This is a genomic window from Arthrobacter antibioticus (assembly GCF_030063205.1).
Taxonomy (GTDB): domain Bacteria; phylum Actinomycetota; class Actinomycetes; order Actinomycetales; family Micrococcaceae; genus Specibacter.
Genome location: NZ_JASISQ010000002.1, coordinates 252588 through 275755, shown reverse-complemented (window position 1 = coordinate 275755; position 23168 = coordinate 252588). Strand labels below are relative to the sequence as shown.

Sequence of the window (23168 nt, the reverse complement as noted above, 5' to 3'; positions counted from 1 at the left end):
CATTCGCAATAAATTCGTGTCGTCATGAAAGGTTTTGACCGTGAATAACCTTGTTCTCGCTTCCTCTTCTACAGAAGCTGCGTCCCTAGAAGATGCCCGTACCCGCCTGGCTGAAGCCGCTGGAACGGTGCACACCCTGGGCAGTAACCTTGTTAGGTCCGCAACGAATCCCGCCGGTGGTGAACTGGTAGAAGCGGACCAGGGAGCACTGGTGGACTTCGCCGAAAAGGAGCTTCTTCCGCTGGCTGCTGCATTCGCAGACGCCTTTCAAAATGCTAAGCACACCGACGATTCCTTCAAAATACTTGCCTCCCTGGCCGCCACCCACAGCACCAGGCTGGTGGCCGCAACGAAGGAACTTGAGGTTCAGGAATCCGGCGTGACGATGGTTCACGCAAGCGGCCGTCTCCAAGAAGCTATGGGCATCTTCGTGGAAATGGCCAGCGAGCTTATCCTGCCGGCGCTTGCACAAAACGGTGCGCTCACACTCTCCGCGATCCTTCCCGCCCGCACAGCCGCGGCTGCCACCGAAAGCCAAGTTCCGGCGTCGGGCGGCTGCGCCTGCGGAGGTCACGACGAGCCCGGCCTGTCGGAACTGGATACCCGCGTCATCCCCCACGCTATCCGCCATGCCACCATCTTCGGCGCGTTGGAAGGCCTCACCACCGGTCGGGGCATCCTGCTCGTAGCCAACCACAACCCGCTCCCGCTACTGGCCCAGCTGGAGCAGCGTTCAGCAGGGAAATTCACCGTCAATTATGTAGAAGACGGTCCGGAACTGTGGAAATTGAGCATGATCCGGAACTAATTTCTTCCCGCACACCGAAAAAGCCGCCGTTTGCGGATTAGGCCACCCGTCGCAGGGTGGCCTAATCCGCAAACGGCGGCTTTTATGGAACGGACGCTACAGCGCAGCCTCGATCGCGACCCGGGCGGCCGAATCGGAGTCGTTGAGGAGCGTTGCAATCCGGGCAGCCTCATCCGCTTCTCCGATTGCACCAGCTGCACGGCCCAACGCATACAGCGCCCGCAGAAATCCACGGTTGCCTTCATGCTCATACGGGACCGGGCCGGTTCCACGCCAACCGTTGCGGCGCAGTGAATCCAGGCCGCGGTGGTAGCCGGTGCGCGCATAGGCGTAGGACTCAATGGTGCGGCCTTCGGCATACGCCTCATCAGCCAAGATGGCCCACAAAAGCGAGGACGTGGGGTTCGCAGCAGCTAAATCAACCGCCTCATCCCCCGCATCCAAACGAGCCTGGACATCAACCTCGACCGGGAGCAGTGTTGGCTCCGGGCCAAGTAGGTTCCGGCGGAAATCATCGCTCATTTATTTGTTCGTCTTTCCTGCGGAGCCGAGCTGTGTAGCAGCCTCAACAACGCGTGCTGCTAGGCCCTTTTCGGCCGCTGCACCCCAGACGCGGGGATCGTAAGTCTTTTTATTGCCAACGTCACCATCAATCTTCAAGACGCCGTTGTAGTTGGTGAACATGTGATCCACTACGGGACGCGTGTAGGCGTACTGGGTGTCGGTGTCGATGTTCATTTTGATGACACCGTAGGAGACAGCATCGGAGATTTCCTGCTCGGAGGAACCTGAACCGCCGTGGAACACCAGGTCGAACGGGTTTTCCTTGCCGATTTTGGCACCGACAGCGGCCTGGATTTCCTTGAGAATTTCGGGGCGCAGCTTGACGTTGCCAGCCTTGTACACGCCGTGCACGTTGCCGAAAGTCAGTGCTGTAATGTAGCGGCCGTGCTCGCCGGAGCCCAGCGCGTCAATGGTGGCCAGTCCGTCTTCGATGGTGGAGTAGAGCTTGTCGTTGATAGCATTTTCAACGCCGTCTTCTTCGCCACCCACAGCTCCGATTTCAACTTCCAGGATCATCTTGGCGGCGTGCGTACGGGCCAGCAGTTCGCGGCCAATGCGGAGGTTTTCTTCAAGCGTCTCCGCTGAGCCATCCCACATGTGTGAGTTGAAGATGGGGTCACGGCCAGCCTTGACTTCAGCCTCAGAGGCCGCCAGCAGTGGCAGCACAAAGCCGTCCAGTTTATCCTTGGGGCAATGGTCGGTGTGCAGTGCCACGTTGATGGGGTAATTCTTGGCAACTTCGCGGGCGAACGCTGCAAAGCCCAGCGAGCCGGCCACCATGTCTTTGACACCGGCACCGGACCAGTAGGCGCCACCACCGGTGGAAACCTGGATGATGCCGTCAGTTCCGGCGTCGGCAAAGCCCTGCAGAGTTGCGTTGAGAGTCTGCGAGGATGTCACGTTGACCGCTGGGTAGGCGAAGCCGCCAGCCTTGGCGCGGTCGATCATTTCGGCATACTTATCCGGTGTTGCAATGGGCATTAAGAGCTCCTCTGGGCTGAACGGTTCAAAGAGGCTGACAACAGGTCAGCTCCCGCATGACTCCCCCCATCCTAGCCAGTGCGCCACCAGTCTGGCAGAACATGAAGCGGCGGTTGCGTCTGTGGGCTTGTTTATGTACGACGCCGGACCGGCTCACCCAAGGCGGCGGGCTGGCTTAGCCAACTGTTTGGTTGAACACGTGCCGGCGGATCCACGCATGCATGGCTATACCGGCTGCTGATGCCGCGTTGATTGAACGGGTGGACCCGAATTGTTCAATTGACAGGGTGGTTTCCGCCGCCGCATGCACCTCGTCGCTGAGACCCGGGCCTTCCTGGCCAAACACAAACACACAGTTGCGCGGCAACTCGTACGTTTCAAGTTTTTCCGAGTCGGGAAAGATGTCGATCCCTATGATCGCCAACCCCTCACCCCGAGCCCACGTAACGAAGTCATCCACTGTGGGGTGGTGACGGACGTGCTGGTAGCGGTCGGTGACCATGGCGCCGCGCTTGTTCCACCGCCGTCGTCCGATGATGTGCACTTCTTTAGCCAGGAAAGCGTTGGCAGTGCGCACCACAGTGCCAATGTTCATATCATGTTGCCAATTCTCGATGGCGACGTGGAAGTCATGACGCCGGGTGTCCAGTTCCGCAACAATGGCATCCATACTCCAATACCGGTACTGATCCAGTACGTTGCGGCGATCACCATCAGCTAGTAACTCCCGATCCCAATGCTCACCCTGTGGCAGCTCGCCTTCCCACGGACCAACACCCACTTCATGGTGCAGTTCTAAATACACGGGCTCCGCGGAGGGATCAGAGGCGTCAGGGGCAGAATTTTCACCGGTTTTACTCACCACTCAACTTTACGCACACGGCCCACATATCGCGGCAACAGCACATTTCTCTGCAAGACTGGAACCCTCAAGCAGCAACTCAAGGAGAACCATGACTACGCAATCCAATCGCCAGCCCGCCGACATCGAATGCTGGCTCACTGACATGGACGGCGTTTTGGTCCATGAAAACAAGGCCGTCCCCGGAGCTGCCGATCTCATCCAGCGCTGGGTTGATACTTCACGACGCTTTTTAGTGCTAACCAATAATTCCATTTACACCCCGCGCGATCTTGCTGCCAGGCTAAAAGCTTCCGGGTTGGAGGTTCCGGAGGAGAATCTATGGACCTCTGCCCTAGCCACAGCGCAGTTCTTAAAGTCCCAGATGCCGCACGGACGCGCTTTTGTTATTGGTGAAGCAGGGCTAACCACAGCGTTGCACGAGGCCGGTTTCATCCTGACGGATCAGAAACCTGATTACGTGGTGTTGGGTGAGACCCGGACTTACTCCTTTGAGGCCATTACCAAGGCCATCCGACTCATAGTTGACGGCGCACGGTTCATTGCCACCAACCCGGACGCAACCGGACCTTCCCCGGAAGGCCCACTACCGGCCACGGGCGCAATCGCCGCGTTGATCACCAAGGCCACTGGTCGGGAGCCCTACGTTGTGGGCAAGCCAAATCCTATGATGTTCCGTTCTGCCATGAACCGGATCCAGGCACACTCAGAGACCACTGCAATGATCGGAGACCGCATGGATACCGATATCATCGCGGGCATGGAAGCCGGGCTCCACACGGTTCTGGTGTTCACCGGCATCACAGCACCCGAGGATATTGACGCCTACCCGTTCCGTCCGGACCAGACAATGAACTCCGTAGCCGATCTTCTAGACCACCTGTAAGCAGCCAGCTTACTGAGGTTCTTTAGAGTGCCGGTTTGAGCGAGTCGATAATGGCGCTCAGTGCCTCCTTGTTGCGTTCCCATTCAGTTTGCAGTGCCTCAACTGTCATCCTGTGCGAGATACCCGCGTCGTCAAAAGCGACAAAGTACTCACCAGTGACGGCGCCCTTGTAGGTCTCGCAGGTTTAGCCATAGCTGTATCCGTACATGCCATCACGTTCCACGAGGGTGGGCTTGTGCGTGTAATTGAAGTCTGCAACACAACCAAAACCTGAGGTGGACCGAAAATAAACCAGGTCCTCTTGGGTGGCATCCACCTGTTTTTGGATGCCCGTATCTATGGCGTCGTGGATTTGGCGCTGTGTGAGCACTTGTCGGGGTTTTGCACCTGCCTCATACACCAACAGAGCCGTAGCGTCCTTGTGTCGGTTGATGGCATTGAACCGTTCTGCGGGTTTGCTGCCATCTTCCTTGATGACGGTGACGTTCTCGCCCGTTCGCACCCACCCTTGGGGGTATTGGAACGATGCTGCCAGCGTCGGTGATTCGGCCGTGTTCACCTTACTTCCTGCCCCAAACAGACCAGCAACCAAAACCGCAGCAAAAAGCATCACGGCCAGCACTATCACGCCGGCGCCAGCAAGCACCCAAGGAAGCACAGATTTCTTTTTCGGTGCGGAGAACATCGGCCCCGGTGGCTGAACTGACATGTAGGAAATTCCTTAATAAATATAAGTCGAATGGACTGGCAACGTCCTCCTCTGATCGTAGCGGCAGCAAAGTAGCCCGGCGATGGGGACAATAGCCCATCGGCTGCGTGCGCAGAAACGTCTACACCCCAGAGGAACACTATTTGTTCATCTCCGCTCTGCCCATAGTCCATGCCTTCGAAAACGTTTGTCTTTTTTGATCAAGGAGAATTTATAGCGCAAATCTAAAGATAGACGGCATGAAAAAGTGCATCTTTTTGAAGGGAAAACACAGTGCTTCACCAGAAACGTAAGTCCGTTACACGTCGCGGAACCGCGCAGATAGTGCTTGCTTGCGCAACATTGGCCATCCTGGCCTTGAGTTCTACTGCCCCTGCCAGTGCAGCTCCGGACGGTGACATCACAAGTCACGGAGGAGCCACCCGCGTACAAGAGAACCACGTCGAAAATCTGCAGAAGTCACTGGCTGAAGGCTCCGCCAAGAATGTCATCCTGATCATCGGCGACGGCATGGGCGACTCTGAAATCACTGCTGCCCGTAACTACATCCACGGAGCTGCTGGTACTTTTCCCGGCATCGACGCCTTGCCGTTGACCGGGCAGTACACCACCTATTCCCTGAACAAGGAAACGGGCGCACCCAACTACGTACCAGACTCAGCCGCCACAGGCACCGCGTGGGCTACTGGCACAAAGTCCTATAACGGTGCCATTTCAGTCGATGTCAATGGCGCTGCACAAAAGACACTGTTGCAGATCGCCAAGGATAACGGTTTGAAGACCGGGAACATCACCACCACAGCAATTCAAGATGCAACCCCAGCAGTTCAGGTAGCAAACGTCACCAGCCGCAGTTGCTTCGGCCCTGAAGCCACCAGCAAAAAATGCCCCGAAAACGCCTTGGAAAACGGCGGCAAAGGGTCCATCTCGGAGCAACTGCTCCAGACACGCCCCGACGTCAGCATGGGTGGCGGCTCCGAATCGTTCGACGAAGAAGCCAAGGGCGGTACATATGCCGGCAAGAGCTTGCTTGAGCAGGCCGGCGAGCGCGGCTTTAACGTAGTAACCGATTTAGCCGGAATGAACGGCATTAATTCCGCATCTACTGATGCACCCGTACTGGGTCTGTTCACCCCAGGCAACATGCCCGTCCGGTGGGAGGGCCCCTTGGCCACTCACACCGGAGGTGCCGAGGCTCCTGTCTCCTGCACCGACAACCCTGCTCGCACAGCCAACCTCCCCACGCTCAAGGACATGACAGCCAAGTCCATCGAGCTGTTGGAAGACGGCAAAAAGGGCTTTTTCTTGCAGGTTGAAAGTGGCAGTATTGACAAGCAGAACCATGCCGCGAACCCCTGCGGTCAGATTGGCGAAACCCTTGATTTAGATGAATCCGTCAAAACTGCAATGGACTTTGCCGTGGCCGATGGCAACACCATGGTCATTGTCACCGCCGATCACGCACACACCAGCCAGATCATTGCGGCAGGAAAAAACACTCCCGGCCTGACTCGCAGTCTGACCACCCTTGACGGGGAGACCATGACGATGAGCTACGGCACCGCTGAGGAAGGTAAGTCACAGGGCCACACCGGATCGCAGGTGCGCATTGCAGGTTACGGTCCCGGCTCAGTCCGCGTCATTGGATTCACCGATCAGACTGATGTTTTCTTCACCGTCAGCAATGCGCTTCAGCTCGATCCGGCAGCGACTTTACCAACACCAACGCCGAGTCCCACAACAGCACCCACAACAGCACCCACAACAAGCGAAACCCCACGCCCAACAGCACCAAACACAAAAGATCCTTCAGAAGGTGCCGGCGTTATTGTTCCTGGCGACAAGGACAACGGCGCTGCACCCGGTATCAGCAGCGGTTCCAATCCGCTCGCTGTTACCGGCGCTTCGGTAACGTTATGGATATTAATAGCTATGGCATTGCTGACTGGCGGCTTTTTTCTACGCCGACGTTCAGTTGGTTTGAGCCCAGCCGGACACTAAGTGAAAAAGTGGTGCCGGCTCCAGCTGATAACCAGCCGGATCCGGCACCACTTTGGCGTTAAGCTGGTCACCAGCACAATGAGATAAGGAAGTGCATCACGGGCGCTATCACCGGGTTGCTGGAACCAACTGACACGGCACAGCTCACAGAGCTTCTGGGCAGAAATCGGGAATTCTTGTGCCCGTGGGATCCACTGCGCGGTGATGATTTCTTCACTGTTGAGAAACAAACCGACATCACCCGCATAGCGCTGGATGCCTACAGTGCCGGAACCATGGTCCCTATGGTCATTCTCAACTCTGCGGGGGCTGTTGCAGGGCGGCTGACTATCAACGGCATTGTCCGCGGCGCCTTTGAATCGGCTGTTCTGGGCTGCTGGGTGAGCGAGAATGAAAACGGCTTAGGCCTGGCCACAGCGGCTGTAGCCGAAGCCGTAGAATTCGCAAGGACCCAACTCGGTCTGCACAGGCTACAGGCGGAGACCTTGCCCCATAACGTTGCCTCGCGAAAGGTCCTGGAGAAGAATGGTTTTAGCCAGTACGGCGTGGCCCCTGCGTACTTGAAAATTGCTGGCCGGTGGCAGGACTGCGTCCTCTTCCAGAGAATCCTGACTGCTTCGACATAGCAGCCGGCTGATAACTGCCGGGGCGGATGGTCAGGACCCCAGCTGCCCGCCAGACTCCTGCAAATAACAGGTGCCGCAAAGTGATTCGTACCAAACCTCAGAACCTTCAATGGCGACCTGTTCGCCGTCGAACACTATCTCCCCGCCAACACGACGGGTGTTGAACATAGCCTTGCGCCCGCAACGACAAATGGTTTTCAGCTCTTCCAGTGAGTGCGCAATTTCCAAGAGCCTGGCCGCTCCCGGAAATGCGCGGGTGCGGAAGTCCGTGCGGAGTCCATAGGCCAGCACTGGCACTCTGTCCAGCACTGCGATCCGAAACAAATCATCAACCTGGGCGGGGTCCAGAAATTGGGCTTCATCGATCAGCAGGCAAGCAACCGGCGCCAGCTCCACGTGTTTGAGGAGGGCATCAGGATCGTCCCCAATGACCCTCTCAGCAAATAACTCCCGCGCATCAGCGCCAGGGGGAATGACGAAATCAACTTCACGACTGACACCCAAACGCGAAACAATCGAGTTCTCACCTTTGGTGTCCACACCTGGTTTAGCCAGGAGAACCCGCTGGCCACGCTCCTCGTAGTTAAACGCGGCCTGCAACAAACCCGTGGACTTGCCTGAATTCATGGCACCGTGACGGAAATACAATTTCGACAAGACAGCCCTTTCAAAGGGTTACAAATTTCATGACGGCCGGGCTTGAATCTGCTCCGAAACCTCAGGGAGGTTGGGTCCTTAGTCCAGGCCGAGCTCGTCCTTACCAAAGATGAACAGGTACGGGATGTTAGCTTCGGCTTCAATGCGCTCCTTGGCGCCAGTATCGCGGTCAACTATGACGGCAACCGCCTGAATATTACCGCCCGCTTTGCGCACGCCCTCAACAGCTGTCAACGCCGAACCACCGGTAGTAGAGGTATCCTCCAGCACCACCACCTTGCGCCCGCTAACCTCCGGGCCTTCAACCTGACGGCCCATACCGTAGGATTTCTGGGCTTTTCGGACCACGAAAGCGTCAATATTACGGCCAGCATCACCGGCGGCGTGCATTAGTGCGGTGCCGACTGGGTCTGCACCCATGGTCAAGCCGCCGGCAGTCTCAAACTCAATTCCGGCGTCGTCCAACATGGCCAACATGACCCGGCCAGCCAGGCGGGAAGCCTCGTGGTGGAGGGTGATGCGGCGCAGATCGATGTAGTACTCGGCTTCTTTTCCTGAGGAGAGAATCACCTTGCCACGAACAACGGCCAGCTCCTTAACAAGTTCTAGTAGGCGGGCACGGTCGGCGGCAAGAGTGGAAGTCATGACATCCATTCTAGATCGCAGCCCCACCGATCTTGAACGCCACGACAAGCCTTGAGTTGGCCGGTCCGGGCGCTACTGAGAGTTCACCAGTCGTGAACCGTGCCGTCAACGAGGCGGTTGTAGGGCAGGTAAGCCTGTTGATAGGGGAAAGCCGCAGCAGCTTCCTCGTTAAATCCCACACCTATACCAGGGGCATCTCCAGGGTGCAGATATCCATCCTTGAACGTCATGGACTGCTCAAAAACTTCGTTGGTGGCATCAGAGTGCTGCATATATTCCTGAATGCCATAATTATGGATAGCCAAACCTACATGCAACTGCGCAGCAAACCCCACCGGAGAGATATCGGTAGGACCATGAAAACCAGACCTAATCTGATACTGTGCGGCGTAATCCATCACCTTCTTCAGAGGCGAAATACCACCAAAATGTGTTGAAGCCGCCCGAACATAATCGATGAGCTGCTCCTTGATAATGGCCTGAAAGTCGTAAATTGTGTTAAACACTTCCCCAATCGCCAACGGTGTCGTCGTGTGTGAACGAACCAGACGCAACGCCTCCTGGTTCTCCGCCGGAGTGCAATCCTCAAGCCAATACAAATCGTATGGCTCCAAAGACTTCCCCAACTTCGCAGCCTGAATCGGGGTCATCCGATGATGACCGTCATGCAGCAACGGGATCTCCGGGCCAAATTCATTCCGAACCGCTTCAAAAACTGTGGGTAAATGCCGCAAATAAGCCCGAGTATCCCAGTCCTCTTCCTGCGGATACGCGCCTCGCCCAGCAGGCTCGTAATCGTAACGCTCCCCCGACGCCTGAGCCTGCCCAGCAACACCATAAACGGCCTTGATGCCCGGGACCGCACTTTGAATGCGGATGGACTTATACCCCAACTCCAAATGCTCACGCACCGAATCAAAAAGCTGCGGCAGATCAGCACCAGAAGCATGCCCGTAGGCACGTAACCCGTTCCGGGAGGCCCCACCCAATAACTGATACACCGGCAACCCTGCAATCTTGCCCTTGATGTCCCACAAAGCCATATCAACAGCCGCAATAGCCGCCATCGTTACAGGACCACGACGCCAATACGAACTCCGGTAAATAAACTGCCACGTATCCTCAATACGATGCGGATCCCGCCCCACAAGCAGCTGCGCCACATGCTCCCTCAAATACGCAGCAACAGCCAACTCACGTCCATTCAAAGTCGCATCACCAATCCCCACGACACCTTCATCAGTAGTCAGCTTCAACGTGACAAAATTCCGACTAGGACTCGTAACAAAAACTTCCGCAGAAACAATTTTCACAAGGATTTCCTTCCAAAACTGTTGGTTAGTATTGGGCGCGACTGGGCTCAGCGCTCAGTCCCACCTAGAAGCTGGTCGTTGAACAATTCAAGTTCGCTACGGCGCGGCAAACCTTCCCAGTCACCTTCGGTGCTCACAGCGAATGCCCCCATGATGGTCCCTCGTCGGAGCCTGTTCTCCACCGGCTCACCGTCGAGCAGCGCCGATAAGTACCCTGCAGCGAATGCGTCACCAGCGCCCACAGTGTCAGATGCCTGAACTTTCAAGGCATTTTGATGATGGAACCCGGCGGCTGAATACACGTCAGCACCGTCGGCACCTAATTTTACGACCACTTCTTGAACACCGCCCTCTAGTAGTTCGTTGGCAATGCGAGGTACCAACGAATCGCTGGGATGCAATTCAGAGGACATTTCTGAGAGTAGATCCAATTCGTCATCTGAGGCGATCACTATATGTATATGTTGGATTAGTGAGGTAAGAACTTTCCTAGCGTGTTCCCGAGTCCAGAGTTTGTTGCGAAAATTCACGTCTAGGGAGACAACAACGCCGCTCTCGTAAGCACGTTGGGCAGCAAGTTGAACAGCCTGAAACGCTGAGGAAGACAGCGCTGGGGTTATCCCGCTCAAATGCAGAACCTTTGTTCCGGCCTCCAGCGCAGGCTCAAGATCCGCCCACCCAATCATTGAACCAGCCGAGTCGCTGCGGTAATAGAACGCCCTGCCAATGTCCGCTGTTCGTTGCTCGAGGAACATCACCCCTGTGCTTCTGTCCCCATCCCGACGCAAGCTTAGCTCCACAGATTCGCTGCGGAGCTGGCGTTCAATGAAGTCCCCCTGCGGATCCATCCCCACACATCCTGTCCACCTGACACAGTGTCCAAGCCGCGCCAAAGCGATAGCCACGTTTGATTCCGATCCGGCCGCATGCATGGTTAAAGTTCCGCCCTGGGCCAACGGACCACGGGAACGCAACGAAACCATTGTTTCGCCGAAGGTCAATAGCTCTACCGGCAACATGCCCGAATCATCCCTCGGCTGGTGAGTAGTCGGCGGCTTGGCGCAGATAGTCTCGCGCCCGTTCGCGCAGTTTATCCAGATTGCCAGTGCCCGATGCAGCGTCGCCCACGAGTGGGCTGCCAGGCCCCACCGCAACAGCTCCGGCATCCCAATAATCCTTGGCGTCGTTGGCCCCAACCCCTCCGACAGCAACTAGTGGCACGTCTGGGAAGGGGTCGCGGAGCGCTTTCAAGTAGCGTGGCCCGCCAACAGAAGCTGGGAAGAGTTTAACGAGAGTAGCTCCCCGGTTCATTCCTTCGAGCACCTCTGTGGGAGTATATGCACCCGCAAGTACGGGTAAGCCACAACGCACAGCCGCACCAATAGACTCTGCGAGCGCAGGAGTGACAATAAATTGCGCCCCCGCGGCCACCACGTCAGCAACGTCGCGAATACTGAGCACGGTCCCGGCCCCAACTTGAGCCTCATCTGGAGCTGTTTCGCGGATGGCCGCTATGACATCCGCCGCGTTGGGCGTGGTCAGCGCCACTTCCACGTAGCGAAAGCCCTCTGCCATCAGTGAGAGAGCCGTCCGAACCGCCGCGTCACTGTCGGTGCCCCTGACAATCGCCACAAGTTTGGCGTCCCGCACTCCATTTAAAAACTCTTCAGGTGTTTGTCCCATGTTCCTCACCACTCCGCAAATGAGCCATCAGCGTGCCGCCACACGGGTCCACGCCATGCATGACCACGCTTGTCTGCCTCCCTGACAGCTTTCTCATCAACTTCAATGCCCAGCCCCGGGCCCAGTAGACGCTCAAAATGACCGTCTACAAACTTCAGCGGGGACTTGTCCACCACGTAGTCCAGCACTTCTGCCCCTTTGTTGTAATGAATACCTATGCTTTGTTCTTGAATCAGATAATTCGGTGTTGCGAAGCCAACTTGGAGACATGCCGCCAGAGCAATGGGGCCCAGCGGACAGTGCGGGGCCAATTGGACGTCATATACCTCAGCCAGTGCCGCAATTTTGCGTACTTCCGTTATGCCACCCGCGTGGGAAAGGTCCGGTTGTGCAACAGCGATTCCGGCTTGCAACGCCGGTAAGAACTCCTGCCGGCTGTACAGACGCTCGCCTGTGGAGACTGGGATGTTGGTGGAAGAGGTGAATTCACGCAGAAGGTGCGTATTCTCCGGCACTACGGGTTCCTCGAGGAAGAACGGTCTGTACGGCTCCAATAGCGGCGCCACCCGACGGGCGTTGGCCAAGGTGAATCGGCCGTGGAAGTCCACGGCCACGTCACGATGCTCACCCAAGACTTCCCGTGCCGCAGCTACTCGGCGGACCACTCCGTCGAGGTCAGCAACAGAACCGAGCGGACTCATGCGTCCGCTTGCGTTCATCTTCACAGCGGTCAATCCAACATCAATCTGCGCCTGAATAGACTCTGCAACTTCACCGGGCTCATCTCCGCCTACCCACCCATAGGCACGAATCCTGTCTCGGACATGCCCTCCCAACAGCTGGTGGACAGGAGTATTGAAATATTTACCTGCAATATCCCATAGCGCCTGATCCAGCCCAGAGACAGCGCTGGCCAGGATGGGCCCGCCACGATAAAACGAACCTTTCGTCATTACTTGCCAGTGGTCCTCGATCCGAAGCGCATCGGAACCGAGCAATATTTCTGAAAGTTGATCCACAGCGGTGCGCACAGTTTCGCTGCGTCCCTCGCAGGTAGCCTCCCCCCAGCCGACAATGCCATCTGCGGTCTCAACGCGGACAAACAGCCACCGCGGTGGGACCATGAATGTTTCAATTTTTACTATGCGGTTCACGAAGGCGCCTATCACTTGATGGCTCCGGCAGTCATGCCGGAGACGATGTATTTTTGCGTGAAGAGAGCAATGACCATGATCGGGACCGTGACAACGGTGGCCGCAGCCATAAGTCCGCCCCAGTCAATGCTGGCGTATGAAACAAAATCGAAAATGGCCACTGGAAGAGTCTTAGTTTTAGCGCCCGAGAGCACTAATGCGAACATGAAGTTGTTCCAAGAAAAGATGAAAGACAGGATTCCGGCCGTCGCCATGCCACCAACGGACAGCGGTAGCGTGATCCGCTGAAATGCACCAATGGGGGTCAGCCCGTCTACCTGGGCTGATTCTTCCAGTTCCAAAGGCATGGAGTCGAAGTAACTGATCATGATGTAAACAACCAAAGGCAGTGCCACAAACATGTGGCTCATGATCAGCACGGAGAAGCCACCAACCATGCGCAGGTTGGAGAAAACGTAGTACCAGGGCACCAGCAACGAGATTCCAGGGATGACACGGGCCATCAGAACTACCAACGCTGAACGATGCATGGTGAACCTACTCATGGCGTAGGCCGCTGGAACACCCAAGACCAGTGACAACACAGTAGAGACAAGAGCAACCCAAAAACTGTTGAAAATGTAAACGAAGTAATTGTTGCGGGTCAAGACGTTGACGTAATTCTCCAAAGTTGGAGTGAAGAAGATCGTCTTTGTCGGGTCATAAATGTCCACATTTGTCTTGAGCGACGAAGCAACAAGCCAGCCGAGCGGCGCCAGCAGTGCTAACACGATCACGATCAGCGCTGCCACTCGGAATGCCGTGTATGCGCGTACACCTCGCGGTTTTTTGCGTTTGGCATTGCTTAAGCGTGCAGGCGTCACCACGGATTTGCCTTGGGGGATCACTGAATGCGCCATTTAGTTGTTTCCTTTCCTGCGCCGGGTCAGGATCCACATGAACCCGATGATGATCAAAAAGAAGATAATGAGCACTGCCGATGAAAGCCCATATTCGTTGTAGTCAAAGCTCAGCCCATAGGCATAGACGTTCAGTGTTTCGACCTCATGGAAGGAGCCGCCGCCTTTGCCTTTAGTGGCGTAGAGAATGTCGAAGGTTTTCAATGCGTCAATACTGCGCAACAGTACGGCGACAATGACGGTTGTTTTCAACAGCGGCAGGGTCACGAAAAAGAAACGTTGCCAAGCATTTGCGCCATCTACACGGGCGGCTTCATCCGTTTCTTCGGGTAGCGACGTCAGACCGGCCAACAGAATGAGCACCACCATGGGCGTCCACTGCCAAATATCCATGAAAATGGTGGTTGGTAGTGCCGTAGCCTGGCCCGAAAGCCAGGGTTGGGCCGGGATGCCAAACCAGCCCAACATTTGGTTGGCGAAGCCCATATTCGGGTCAAAGATTAGCTTCCACATCATGCCCACGGCCACAGGTGTCGCCACCAGAGGCAGGAGGATAGCTACGCGAACCCACTTCTCGCCGCGAAAAGGCCGCCAGAGCAGCAGCGCGATCATCATGCCCACCACCATCTCCACCACGAGTGCTGTAACGGTGAAGTAGGCGGTTCTCCCAACAGCAGGCCAGAACCTATCAAAATCGGATAAGACCGTGAGATAGTTCCCGAACCCAATAAAATCCGACGGAGCACGCACTGAGCCACGCGAATCAGTCAGGCTCAGGTATAGGGTCCAAACGAGTGGGAAGACAATCAACAGTCCCACGAAGATCATGGCGGGCGATGCAAACAACCATTTACGGTGTTTGTTCGCCCAGTTGGAAAAGGCGCTGGACTGCGCCACGGTCCTTGGCCGTGCCTCGGACTTGGAAGAAACGGTCATGGTTCACCTAAGGAGTTGTGCTGAATAAGCGGGTTTCATGGTGGGCGTGGTTGGCTGGTGTTGGCCGCCAACCACGCACGTCAGACTTTATTTGTCGGTGTCCAAGAACTTCTGGAAGGCTTCATTTGATGTCGTTGCCGCAGCCGCGGAATCACCGCCGGTGATGGCCGTAACAATCGGTTCACCCACAATTTCGCGAGCCTTGCCTACAGCTATTACGAGGGGACGGTCATGGCCCACACCGTTTTCGGCGCTAAAAGCGATGGCTTCGGCAAGGTCCTTCGGATATGTAGAGATACCTGCGGGGTCTGCCCAAACTGAGGCCCGAGGTCCGGGTACGCCTGCCTTTTGAGCCTCTAGGGTACGTTCCTTAGAAGTGGCCCATTGGATGAACTTCCAAGCGTTGTCCTGATTGTTTGACGCCGAGTTGATGCCTAGTCCCCAGGAAGGAATATTGTATGGTTTCGATCCTGCCGGACCGGCCGGGAAAGCAGCAAAACCAACTTTGTCAGCGATTTTGGACTTTTCCTTATCCATGGCGTTCTTGTAAAGCGAATCTGCCTCTGTATAGAACGCAGCGTTGCCTTGGGTGAAGATGGCCATAGCCTCGGGCCAGCTCATATCCGTGCTGACGTTGGCTGGACCGTAGTTGTGCAGCAATCCACCGTAGTAGGCGTAAGCGGCCTTGGCCTCTGGGGTTGCGATTGTGGACTGACCAGAATCGTCCATGAAGTCTCCGCCGAAGCTGTACAAGAAGCTGGAGAACTGTGTAACGGCCGCTGATTTATTGGTGCGAGCAACGAACCCAGCAACATCACTATTGTCTTCAGAGATTTTCTTTGCTGCAGCTTCCAGCTCATCCATAGTCTTGGGCACCGACAAGCCCGCAGCCTCGAGAAGGTCCTTGCGATAGTAGAGAACCTCTCGTTCGGTAATGATTGGCACACCCACAACCTTGTTTTCAAAGGTGCTAGCGGTAACCGGTCCCTTCTGGAAGTCTTTCCAATCCCAGCCGCTATCGGAGCTGACATGCTCGGTAAGATCGGCCAAATACTTATTCCTGGCAAAGGACTTGCCCTCTTGGAGCGGGCGGTACATCATCACATCGACTTCGTCGCTGCCGGCGTTAAGTTTCACGTTGTACTGGTCCGAGAGCTGGTCCTCTCCTAGCTGCGTGAGTTCAACCTTTAAGCCTGACTCTTTTTCGAATTCGGGAATTGCTGCTTTAATTCCATCGGTCCAAACATGGTTCGCTAGCGTGACACGAACTGTGCCGGAGGCCTTGGCATCATCTGCGCCTCCGCAGGCAGTGACACCAAACGGAACTACAACGGCAACAGCTAAAAGTTGGAGTACAGAGCGTCGCTTCATTACGACTTCCTTTTCGATTAGGCCGGATTCGGGGCTCCGGACACGTTCGTCGGCACAGCAACATATATGCCTTATGTGAGATGCTAGTCACATAAGGCATACTTAATCAATAGGTGTAACCAGATCGGTACGATGCACAATGAAAGCACCCCGGGCAACTGGCTCACTGTCCCCAGTCACTGCAGACATCTCGAGCTCCAGCTTGGTGACAGCCCCCAAAACCTTGCCCGGCGCATCGCCAAGAGGGTATTTGCATTCTTCTTTGGTTGACAAGATCGGCCTGGCTGTTGTGACAGGTGAGCTCGCTCCTCATGCCGTTCTTCGCATTGAAGAGCTCGAGCTGCACTACGGCGTTTCACGGTCAGTGATTCGCGAAGTCATTCGGGTTCTATCGTCGTTGGGTCTGCTGGCTTCACGGCGGCGACTTGGCACGGTGGTCCAGGCCGAAGCCTCATGGAATCTCTATGACCCCCACGTTATTCGATGGCGGCTGGCTTCTGACGGCCGGATCGAGCAGCTCCGCAGCCTCAGCGAACTCAGGTCTGCTGTAGAACCACACGCCGCCAAATTAGCCGCTCACCGTGCCAGTTCCACGCAGGCAAGCGAGCTCGTGGCTCTCTCCGCGCAGATGTGGGCCTCTGGCCATGATGGGGACCTCAAAGAATTCCTCCGACTTGACGTGCTCTTCCACGCGAAACTCTTGGCAAGCTCGGGAAACGCTATGTTTGGTCAGCTGGACTCTCTGATCACTGAAGTCCTCACAGGACGCATTGAACACGGATTGATGCCGCACATCCCGAACCAAGAAGCCATGCAGCTTCACGTTGACGTCGCTACTGCCATCCAGCGAGGAGATAGCGAGAACGCCCGAACGGCTATGACAAAAATCGTGGAGCAATCAATGGATGAAATGGGGGACATCTGGAATGTCACCCACCCATAGAAGGTCTACTCACCGCAGAAACACGCACACGATAGGCTGATCACATGCGCGAATTACAGGCTCAGATCATTGGTGAACTCGGCGTCCAGCCCCAGATCGACCCGCGGGCGGAAATAACACGGCGGGTGGAGTTCCTCAAGGAGTACCTCAAAAAAACTGGGACTCGAGGCTATGTGCTGGGCATCAGCGGCGGCCTGGATTCCACCCTGGCCGGACGTTTGGCACAGTTGGCCGTAGAGGAACTCGCCACCGAGGGCATTGAGGTGAACTTCATCGCCGTTCGCCTGCCTTACGGCGCACAGCACGATGAGGACGATGCCCGGCTCGCCATGGAGTTCATCAGTGCCAAAACCGAATGGACGTTCAATATTGCAGCGGCCGTGGACGGCTTTGAAACCGAGTTCGCCAAAACTGCCACCGAGAATGTCACTGACTTCAACAAGGGCAACATCAAAGCACGCTCGCGCATGATCGCTCAGTACGCACTGGCGGGGCAGGCCAACCTATTGGTTATAGGCACCGACCATGCTGCGGAGTCCGTGACGGGCTTCTTTACTAAATTTGGTGACGGCGGCGCGGACATCCTGCCCCTCTACACACTGAACAAGCGTCAAAACCGGGAACTTCTAAAAGAACTAGGCGCCTCAGAACGGCTGTGGAACAAGGATCCCACCGCCGACCTGCTCGATGGTGTTCCCGGCCGCACTGACGAGGACGAGCTCGGTATTACCTACAACGACATTGACGACTATCTCGAAGGCAAGACCATCCCCGAGCCTGCCGCCGAATCCATCGAACGCCGTTTTATACAGAGCCGGCACAAACGTGCCACCCCGGTTTCCCTACTAGACACTTGGTGGAAGTAGCGCTCTGGCCATATAAACCGGGCGTATATTCAAGGTAAATCAAACACCGGCAACGACGCCGAAAGGTAGACACCATGAACGTCACTGAAGAGTTCCGTGCGGCCCGAAATAAACTATTGGAAATGCGTCTGGACAATGATCGTGCACAACGCGAATTTGTTTGGCCACGATTCACCGAATTCAATTTCGCACTCGACTGGATCGATAAAATCGCTGAGGACCCGGCCACCGGCAATAACCCGGCGCTGGTCATTGTGGAACAGGATGGATCCTCCACTCGTCGCAGCTTCAAGGAGCTATCCACCCGTTCCAATCAGGTAGCTAACTGGCTCCGGCACCAGGGAATTCGCCGTGGAGACCACATGATCATCATGCTGGGCAACCAAGTCCAGCTCTGGGAACTAATGCTCGCCTGCATCAAACTCGGCGTAGTCATGATCCCCACCACCACCATGATGGGACCAATGGACTTGCGTGACCGCGTTGATCGCGGCAAGGCTCGATGGGTGGGGGCCCGTGCCGAGGACGCCGCCAAATTTGCGGATGTCCCTGGTGATTACACCCTTTTCTGCATCGGCACTAACGCCTCTGGTGCTGACAGTGCCACAGCCGCTAACAGGCCCGTCCTGGACTATGCGGGATCAGCAACGGCACCGGAGGAATTTACCCCTGACGCCCCCACTCTGGCGGATGAAACCATGCTGCTGTACTTCACTTCCGGGACCACCTCCAAGGCCAAGCTCGTTGAACACACCCACACTTCCTACCCTGTGGGCCATCTGTCCACCATGTTCTGGATCGGCCTGGAACCCGGCGATGTTCACCTGAACGTCGCTTCACCGGGCTGGGCCAAGCACGCCTGGTCAAACGTTTTCACACCCTGGATCGCAGAGGCTTGTGTATTTGTTTACAACTATTCGCGTTTCGACGCCGCGGCGCTCATGGATCAAATGGACAAGGAACACGTCACTAGTTTCTGCGCTCCTCCCACAGTTTGGCGGATGCTCATCCAAGCAGACCTCACACTCCTGAAGCACCCGCCCACCAAAGTTGTTTCCGCTGGTGAGCCGCTAAATGCCGAGGTCATCGGCCAAGTTGAACGTGCCTGGGGACAGCTCATCCGCGACGGTTTTGGCCAGACAGAGACCACGGTACAGGTCGCTAACACCCCGGGACAGCCGGTGAAGATCGGTTCCATGGGGCGTCCGCTGCCCGGCTACGACGTGGTTTTGGTGGACCTGTTTACTGGCGAGGAAGCGGACGACGGCGAGCTGTGCTTGCGCCTGAACCCCGCCCCGGTGGGACTCACCAAAGGCTATTTTGGGGACCCGGAGAAAACGGCAGAAGCGTTCAGGGGCGGTTATTACCACACGGGCGATGTAGCCAGCCGGGATGAAAACGGGATTCTGACCTATGTTGGCCGCAGTGATGATGTGTTCAAGTCCTCCGATTACCGGCTCTCCCCGTTCGAGCTGGAAAGTGTGCTGCTGGAACACCCCGCCGTAGCCGAAGCCGCCGTTGTTCCCTCACCGGATGAACTACGGTTGAGCGTGCCCAAAGCCTACGTGGTGCTCACGGCTGCCTACCAGCCAGGCGAGGAGACAGCCAGAGAGATCTTCGCCTACTGCCGCGAGCACCTCCCCGTGTACAAACGGATCCGCAGGTTGGAGTTTGCGGATCTGCCGAAAACCATTTCTGGAAAGATCCGCCGAGTGGAATTGCGCGCCAATGAAGAAGCGCGCCACGGCAGCGGCGCTTCACAGGCGCTGCGGCCGGAGACAGCTGTGGAGTCCGGTCCGGGGCGGGAATATTTGGAGTCTGACTTCCCAGCAAACTAACCCCACCAACCGACGCTCGCTCACTTTACGTAGGAAAAAACAGAACGCTCCTTCACTTCCGTGAAGGAGCGTTCTGTAAAACCCGACCTAAACTGCAGGAGGGTTGGGGTGGAGGGCTATTACGCAGTCAGTGAGTCCACGTAATCCTGGTTCTCGCCCATCCAGGTCTTCACTGCCTCGGTGTAATCATCCTTCTTTTCGCCGTTGAACATGGCGTTTTCCAAAGAGTACAGCTTCTCGGAATCCATTTTGAAGTCCTTCAACCAACCGTTAAGTTTTGGGTAATCCGTGTCGAAGTCAAGACGTGAGTAGCCGTAGATACCCTCAGCGTCACCCAAGGTTCCCTTGGGGTCCTTCAGGTCCTTGATCGGGAACGCGTCATAGGCCCAGTGCGGGCGCCACAGGGTGACAACAATGTTCTCGCCCTTGGTGGTGGCCGTCTTCAGCTCGGAGAGCATGGCCGGTGTGGAGGAGGTGATGTATTCCATCTTCTCCAGGCCATAACCGGGGATGACTTTCTCGGTGGTGGCCTTGGTCAAACCAGCTGCCGGCTCAATGCCAACAATTTTGTTGCCGAATTTGTCGGCGTTTGCGGCCAGCTCATCCAGTGAATCAATGGGTGCGTCCTCATTCACTGCGATTGTCAGTGATGCCTCTGAGTTCCACTGACCCAGCTCGGCGATCTTGTCACCGTATTCCTTCAGGAGGTCTGCGTGGGTAACCGGCAGCCAAGTGTCCAGGGTCAGATCGTAGTCACCGGTGGACAGGCCCGAGAAGACCGGGGCAACGTCGGCGTTTTGCAACTTGACGTCATAACCCTTCTCATCAAGAATTGCCTTCCACAGTTCTGAGGCGGCAATGCCCTCATCCCAGCCGTTGAAGACGGCGATGGTGACGTCCTTCTTGTCACCGTTTTCCAGAGTTGCCGCTTCGTTTCCGGAGCCACAGGCGCTCAGACCTAGCGCCAAGGTTGCTGCAATGGCAGCAAATCCCATAAATTTCTTGTTCATGGTTCATTCCTTTCATTGGCGGCACTTATTTCCTGCCGCCGCGATTGGTTTGTAAAATTAGTTTTTCTTGTGCCCTCAGGCGGTCTTGCCGCGGCCAATTTCTGAACTGGTGCCAAAACTTGATGTCACACGGTCAAGGAATATAGCCAAGATGACAACCGCAATTCCGGCTTCAAAGCCAAGCCCGGCATCGATCCTGCTCAAGCTGGCTACTACGTCTCCACCAAGACCACCGGCACCGACCATGCCGGCAATGACCACCATGGAAAGTGAAAGCATGATGACCTGGTTGACACCGGCCATGATGGTGGGCCGGGCTAGAGGCAACTGGATTTGGCGCAGTATTTTGCTTGGGCTGGAACCAAAGGCGTGCCCCGCTTCAACTACTTCCTTGTCCACTCCTCGAATGCCCAGTTCGGTAAACCGAACCCCGGGGGCCATCGAGAAAATGATTGTTGCCACAATACCTGGCACAACGCCCACCCGGAACATCACCAGAGCCGGAATCAGGTAGACCATGGCCGGCATGGTCTGCATGAAGTCCAGAATCGGTCGAATGATGGAGGAAGCCCTGTTAGAGCGGGCAGCCCAGATACCGAGAGGGATGCTGATAACAATGGCAACCACAGTGGCGATCACCACCAGCGCTAAGGAGTCCATGGCGTTCTGCCACTGATTGACCCCAACAATGACGGCAAAGCCAATTACTGTCCCAACACCAAGCTTCCAGCCGCTGGCCCACCACGCGATTGCAGCGAAAATCAGAATGACTGCCCAGTAGGGCGGTGCTGAGAGTACCCACTCGAGCCCGTCGTAGGCGCCAACCAAAATGCTGCGCACCACGGAGAAAAAGCTGTCAAGGGTGACTATTAGCCAGTCAAGGCCTACTTCAACCCAGTCGCCCAGGGGGATCCTAAACTTCGGTTCCACTACGCGTCTCCTTCGGTCTGGGCCAGTGCAGCTGTGACAATTTGTTCCGGGATGGGTGCAAGGCCGCCGTCCACAACGGGAAATTCGCTGGTGGTGGATGGCACGTTGCCCAACGCTGCCAGGAGCGTAACTCTCGGCAAGGCACCTACTAGCCGTCCGGCGTCGTCCACTACGGGCAACGGGATGGGGCTCTCAACTGCACGGCCAAAAAGATCGTTCAAGGCTGTGTCGGGGCTAACCGGATCGATGCCGTTGCGCACGGCGGACACGAGGTCAGTTCCGCGCTTTTCCACCAATGCCATTACGTCGCGGTCGCGCACCACGCCATGGAACATGCCGCGACGGTCCACAACGAACGCTGCAGAGACTTGGCGGTCTCGCATGGTTCGCAGCGCGTTGCGGGGTCCTCCGGAAAGGTTTACCACTGCCAGTGGCGCTTCCATCACACCCCCTGCCGTTAGCACGCGAGTACGGTCCACATCCTGCACAAACTGGGCCACGTAATCGTTGGCCGGGCTTGTCAGAATTTCATCGGGCGTGCCGATCTGGACAATCTCACCGTCACGCATGACAGCGATCCGATCACCTAAGAACATGGCCTCGTTGAGGTCGTGGGTGATGAAAACAATTGTTTTATCCAGCTCGGACTGGAGCAGCACCAGCTGTTCCTGCATCTCGCGGCGAATAAGCGGGTCCAGCGCCGAGAAGGCCTCATCCATCAACAAAATATCGGTCTCGGCGCAGAGTGCACGGGCGAGGCCAACGCGCTGCTGCATGCCACCGGAAAGCTCGCCCGGGTACTTCGCACCCCACCCCTCAAGCCCTACCAAAGACAGGATCTTCTCGGCACGAGCGAACCGTTCTGATTTGGCTACGCCCTGTACTTCCAAGGCATATGCGGCATTATCAACCACAGTTCGGTGCGGCATCAGCGCGAAGTGCTGGAAGACCATGGAGATCTTTTGCTGACGTACACGGCGTAATTCTTTATCGCTAATCTTGGAAATATCTATCCCACCGATGTCCACGGAACCCTCAGTGGGCGCCCACAGTCCATTCAGCGTACGGATCAGCGTTGACTTGCCTGAGCCCGAGAGGCCCATGACAACAAAGATCTCGCCCTTTTTAACCTCGAATGATGCATCGATGACTGCGGCTGTGCCTAGCCCTGTCAGTTCATCGCGCTTCTTGCCAGCTTTAAGGCGCTTGACAACTTCGGCTGGTCGCTTGCCGAAGACCTTGTAAACATTCTTGACGCTCAGTGCAACGTCATTTCCGGACGCTTCCCCTGCAGTGTTTTTCGCAGCTGCACTGCCTTCAAGTGTCGAAGGGACGCTTTGTTGCTGCGCGTCATTCTGTTTGGATTCGTACACGTAGTACCCGTCTACACAGCGGTTCGAAACCCACCTTTATGATGGGCAGCTGAACACTGCGATTAGTGATCTCGTGCTGCAGGCGCTGACGTTCGTCAAACTCTTCGATTCCC

General features: G+C 56.3%; 23 protein-coding genes. 7 read left to right on the top strand and 16 right to left on the bottom strand.

The genetic code is table 11. From position 1 onward, the window contains the following. Window positions 1-40 precede the first annotated feature (40 nt). On the top strand, window positions 41-808 hold the full coding sequence (locus tag QMG40_RS06380) for a DUF2249 domain-containing protein (protein ID WP_283529177.1): 768 nt from the start codon (window positions 41-43) through the stop codon (window positions 806-808). A 96-nt stretch (window positions 809-904) separates the two neighbouring features. On the opposite strand, the gene QMG40_RS06375 is transcribed toward QMG40_RS06380, so the two are convergent. The 3 genes from QMG40_RS06375 to QMG40_RS06365 form a co-directional block, all read right to left on the bottom strand. Next, on the bottom strand, window positions 905-1330 hold the full coding sequence (locus QMG40_RS06375; RefSeq protein ID WP_283529176.1) for a DUF3151 domain-containing protein: 426 nt from the start codon (window positions 1328-1330) through the stop codon (window positions 905-907). Beyond that, window positions 1331-2353, bottom strand: a complete 1023-nt coding sequence (gene fbaA / locus QMG40_RS06370; protein WP_283529174.1) for a class II fructose-bisphosphate aldolase — start codon at window positions 2351-2353, stop codon at window positions 1331-1333. Window positions 2354-2528: 175 nt separating this feature from the next. After that, the gene (locus tag QMG40_RS06365; protein WP_283530120.1) at window positions 2529-3158 is read right to left on the bottom strand and encodes a TrmH family RNA methyltransferase; all 630 of its coding nucleotides are present in this window, start codon (window positions 3156-3158) and stop codon (window positions 2529-2531) included. A gap of 148 nt (window positions 3159-3306) precedes the next feature. Here QMG40_RS06365 and QMG40_RS06360 point away from each other — a divergent pair, with 148 nt between their 5' ends. Continuing rightward, window positions 3307-4101, top strand: coding sequence for an HAD-IIA family hydrolase (locus QMG40_RS06360; protein ID WP_283529172.1), 795 nt, complete (start codon window positions 3307-3309; stop codon window positions 4099-4101). Window positions 4102-4285: 184 nt separating this feature from the next. On the opposite strand, the gene QMG40_RS06355 is transcribed toward QMG40_RS06360, so the two are convergent. Then, window positions 4286-4810: a hypothetical protein gene (locus QMG40_RS06355; protein WP_283529170.1), complete on the bottom strand. Its 525-nt coding sequence runs from the start codon at window positions 4808-4810 to the stop codon at window positions 4286-4288. Between the two features lie 273 nt (window positions 4811-5083). Between QMG40_RS06355 and phoA the strand changes: the two genes are divergently transcribed. Both phoA and QMG40_RS06345 read left to right on the top strand, forming a co-directional pair. Continuing rightward, window positions 5084-6811, top strand: a complete 1728-nt coding sequence (gene phoA, locus QMG40_RS06350; protein WP_283529169.1) for an alkaline phosphatase — start codon at window positions 5084-5086, stop codon at window positions 6809-6811. 116 nt (window positions 6812-6927) lie between these two features. After that, entirely contained in the window at window positions 6928-7437 is a 510-nt protein-coding gene (locus tag QMG40_RS06345) for a GNAT family N-acetyltransferase (RefSeq protein ID WP_283529167.1), read from the top strand. 30 nt (window positions 7438-7467) lie between these two features. On the opposite strand, the gene QMG40_RS06340 is transcribed toward QMG40_RS06345, so the two are convergent. The 9 genes from QMG40_RS06340 to QMG40_RS06300 all read right to left on the bottom strand — a co-directional run bounded on the left by QMG40_RS06340 (window position 7468) and on the right by QMG40_RS06300 (window position 16095). Then, window positions 7468-8094, bottom strand: coding sequence for a thymidine kinase (locus QMG40_RS06340; protein WP_283529166.1), 627 nt, complete (start codon window positions 8092-8094; stop codon window positions 7468-7470). Window positions 8095-8172: 78 nt separating this feature from the next. Further along, a complete protein-coding gene (gene pyrE, locus QMG40_RS06335; protein WP_283529164.1) occupies window positions 8173-8739 on the bottom strand; it encodes an orotate phosphoribosyltransferase in 567 nt (188 codons plus the stop codon). Window positions 8740-8822: 83 nt separating this feature from the next. Further along, entirely contained in the window at window positions 8823-10052 is a 1230-nt protein-coding gene (gene manD, locus QMG40_RS06330) for a D-mannonate dehydratase ManD (RefSeq protein WP_283529162.1), read from the bottom strand. A 47-nt stretch (window positions 10053-10099) separates the two neighbouring features. Next, a complete protein-coding gene (locus QMG40_RS06325; protein ID WP_283529160.1) occupies window positions 10100-11071 on the bottom strand; it encodes a sugar kinase in 972 nt (323 codons plus the stop codon). Between the two features lie 7 nt (window positions 11072-11078). Then, window positions 11079-11735: a bifunctional 4-hydroxy-2-oxoglutarate aldolase/2-dehydro-3-deoxy-phosphogluconate aldolase gene (locus QMG40_RS06320; RefSeq protein WP_283529158.1), complete on the bottom strand. Its 657-nt coding sequence runs from the start codon at window positions 11733-11735 to the stop codon at window positions 11079-11081. Between the two features lie 5 nt (window positions 11736-11740). Next, window positions 11741-12889, bottom strand: a complete 1149-nt coding sequence (gene dgoD / locus QMG40_RS06315; protein ID WP_283529156.1) for a galactonate dehydratase — start codon at window positions 12887-12889, stop codon at window positions 11741-11743. Window positions 12890-12900: 11 nt separating this feature from the next. Continuing rightward, window positions 12901-13788: a carbohydrate ABC transporter permease gene (locus QMG40_RS06310; protein ID WP_283529154.1), complete on the bottom strand. Its 888-nt coding sequence runs from the start codon at window positions 13786-13788 to the stop codon at window positions 12901-12903. Beyond that, the gene (locus tag QMG40_RS06305; protein ID WP_283529152.1) at window positions 13789-14724 is read right to left on the bottom strand and encodes a carbohydrate ABC transporter permease; all 936 of its coding nucleotides are present in this window, start codon (window positions 14722-14724) and stop codon (window positions 13789-13791) included. 87 nt (window positions 14725-14811) lie between these two features. Next, window positions 14812-16095: an ABC transporter substrate-binding protein gene (locus tag QMG40_RS06300; RefSeq protein ID WP_283529149.1), complete on the bottom strand. Its 1284-nt coding sequence runs from the start codon at window positions 16093-16095 to the stop codon at window positions 14812-14814. A gap of 139 nt (window positions 16096-16234) precedes the next feature. Between QMG40_RS06300 and QMG40_RS06295 the strand changes: the two genes are divergently transcribed. The 3 genes from QMG40_RS06295 (at window position 16235) to QMG40_RS06285 (ending at window position 19742) form a co-directional block, all read left to right on the top strand. Further along, entirely contained in the window at window positions 16235-17038 is an 804-nt protein-coding gene (locus QMG40_RS06295) for a FadR/GntR family transcriptional regulator (protein ID WP_283529146.1), read from the top strand. A 44-nt stretch (window positions 17039-17082) separates the two neighbouring features. After that, window positions 17083-17904, top strand: coding sequence for an ammonia-dependent NAD(+) synthetase (nadE, locus tag QMG40_RS06290; RefSeq protein WP_283529144.1), 822 nt, complete (start codon window positions 17083-17085; stop codon window positions 17902-17904). Window positions 17905-17978: 74 nt separating this feature from the next. Continuing rightward, window positions 17979-19742: an AMP-binding protein gene (locus tag QMG40_RS06285; protein WP_283529141.1), complete on the top strand. Its 1764-nt coding sequence runs from the start codon at window positions 17979-17981 to the stop codon at window positions 19740-19742. Between the two features lie 119 nt (window positions 19743-19861). Here QMG40_RS06285 and QMG40_RS06280 read toward each other — a convergent pair whose 3' ends face one another. From QMG40_RS06280 to QMG40_RS06270, 3 genes are all read right to left on the bottom strand, one after another. Beyond that, window positions 19862-20752, bottom strand: coding sequence for a glycine betaine ABC transporter substrate-binding protein (locus QMG40_RS06280; protein WP_283529139.1), 891 nt, complete (start codon window positions 20750-20752; stop codon window positions 19862-19864). 75 nt (window positions 20753-20827) lie between these two features. Beyond that, window positions 20828-21682, bottom strand: coding sequence for an ABC transporter permease (locus QMG40_RS06275; RefSeq protein ID WP_283529137.1), 855 nt, complete (start codon window positions 21680-21682; stop codon window positions 20828-20830). Further along, window positions 21682-22944, bottom strand: a complete 1263-nt coding sequence (locus QMG40_RS06270; RefSeq protein ID WP_283530118.1) for a quaternary amine ABC transporter ATP-binding protein — start codon at window positions 22942-22944, stop codon at window positions 21682-21684. The genes QMG40_RS06275 and QMG40_RS06270 overlap by 1 nt, the downstream gene beginning before the upstream one ends. Window positions 22945-23168: the final 224 nt, after the last annotated feature.

Coding starts and splice junctions, on each gene's coding strand:
- QMG40_RS06375 (WP_283529176.1), bottom strand. CDS start 1,330: ATGAGCGATGATTTCCGCCGGAACCTACTTGGCCCGGAGCCAACACTG.
- fbaA (WP_283529174.1), bottom strand. CDS start 2,353: ATGCCCATTGCAACACCGGATAAGTATGCCGAAATGATCGACCGCGCC.
- QMG40_RS06360 (WP_283529172.1), top strand. CDS start 3,307: ATGACTACGCAATCCAATCGCCAGCCCGCCGACATCGAATGCTGGCTC.
- QMG40_RS06355 (WP_283529170.1), bottom strand. CDS start 4,810: ATGTCAGTTCAGCCACCGGGGCCGATGTTCTCCGCACCGAAAAAGAAA.
- pyrE (WP_283529164.1), bottom strand. CDS start 8,739: ATGACTTCCACTCTTGCCGCCGACCGTGCCCGCCTACTAGAACTTGTT.
- QMG40_RS06325 (WP_283529160.1), bottom strand. CDS start 11,071: ATGTTGCCGGTAGAGCTATTGACCTTCGGCGAAACAATGGTTTCGTTG.
- QMG40_RS06320 (WP_283529158.1), bottom strand. CDS start 11,735: ATGGGACAAACACCTGAAGAGTTTTTAAATGGAGTGCGGGACGCCAAA.
- QMG40_RS06310 (WP_283529154.1), bottom strand. CDS start 13,788: ATGGCGCATTCAGTGATCCCCCAAGGCAAATCCGTGGTGACGCCTGCA.
- QMG40_RS06305 (WP_283529152.1), bottom strand. CDS start 14,724: ATGACCGTTTCTTCCAAGTCCGAGGCACGGCCAAGGACCGTGGCGCAG.
- QMG40_RS06300 (WP_283529149.1), bottom strand. CDS start 16,095: ATGAAGCGACGCTCTGTACTCCAACTTTTAGCTGTTGCCGTTGTAGTT.
- QMG40_RS06295 (WP_283529146.1), top strand. CDS start 16,235: ATGAAAGCACCCCGGGCAACTGGCTCACTGTCCCCAGTCACTGCAGAC.
- nadE (WP_283529144.1), top strand. CDS start 17,083: ATGCGCGAATTACAGGCTCAGATCATTGGTGAACTCGGCGTCCAGCCC.
- QMG40_RS06285 (WP_283529141.1), top strand. CDS start 17,979: ATGAACGTCACTGAAGAGTTCCGTGCGGCCCGAAATAAACTATTGGAA.
- QMG40_RS06280 (WP_283529139.1), bottom strand. CDS start 20,752: ATGAACAAGAAATTTATGGGATTTGCTGCCATTGCAGCAACCTTGGCG.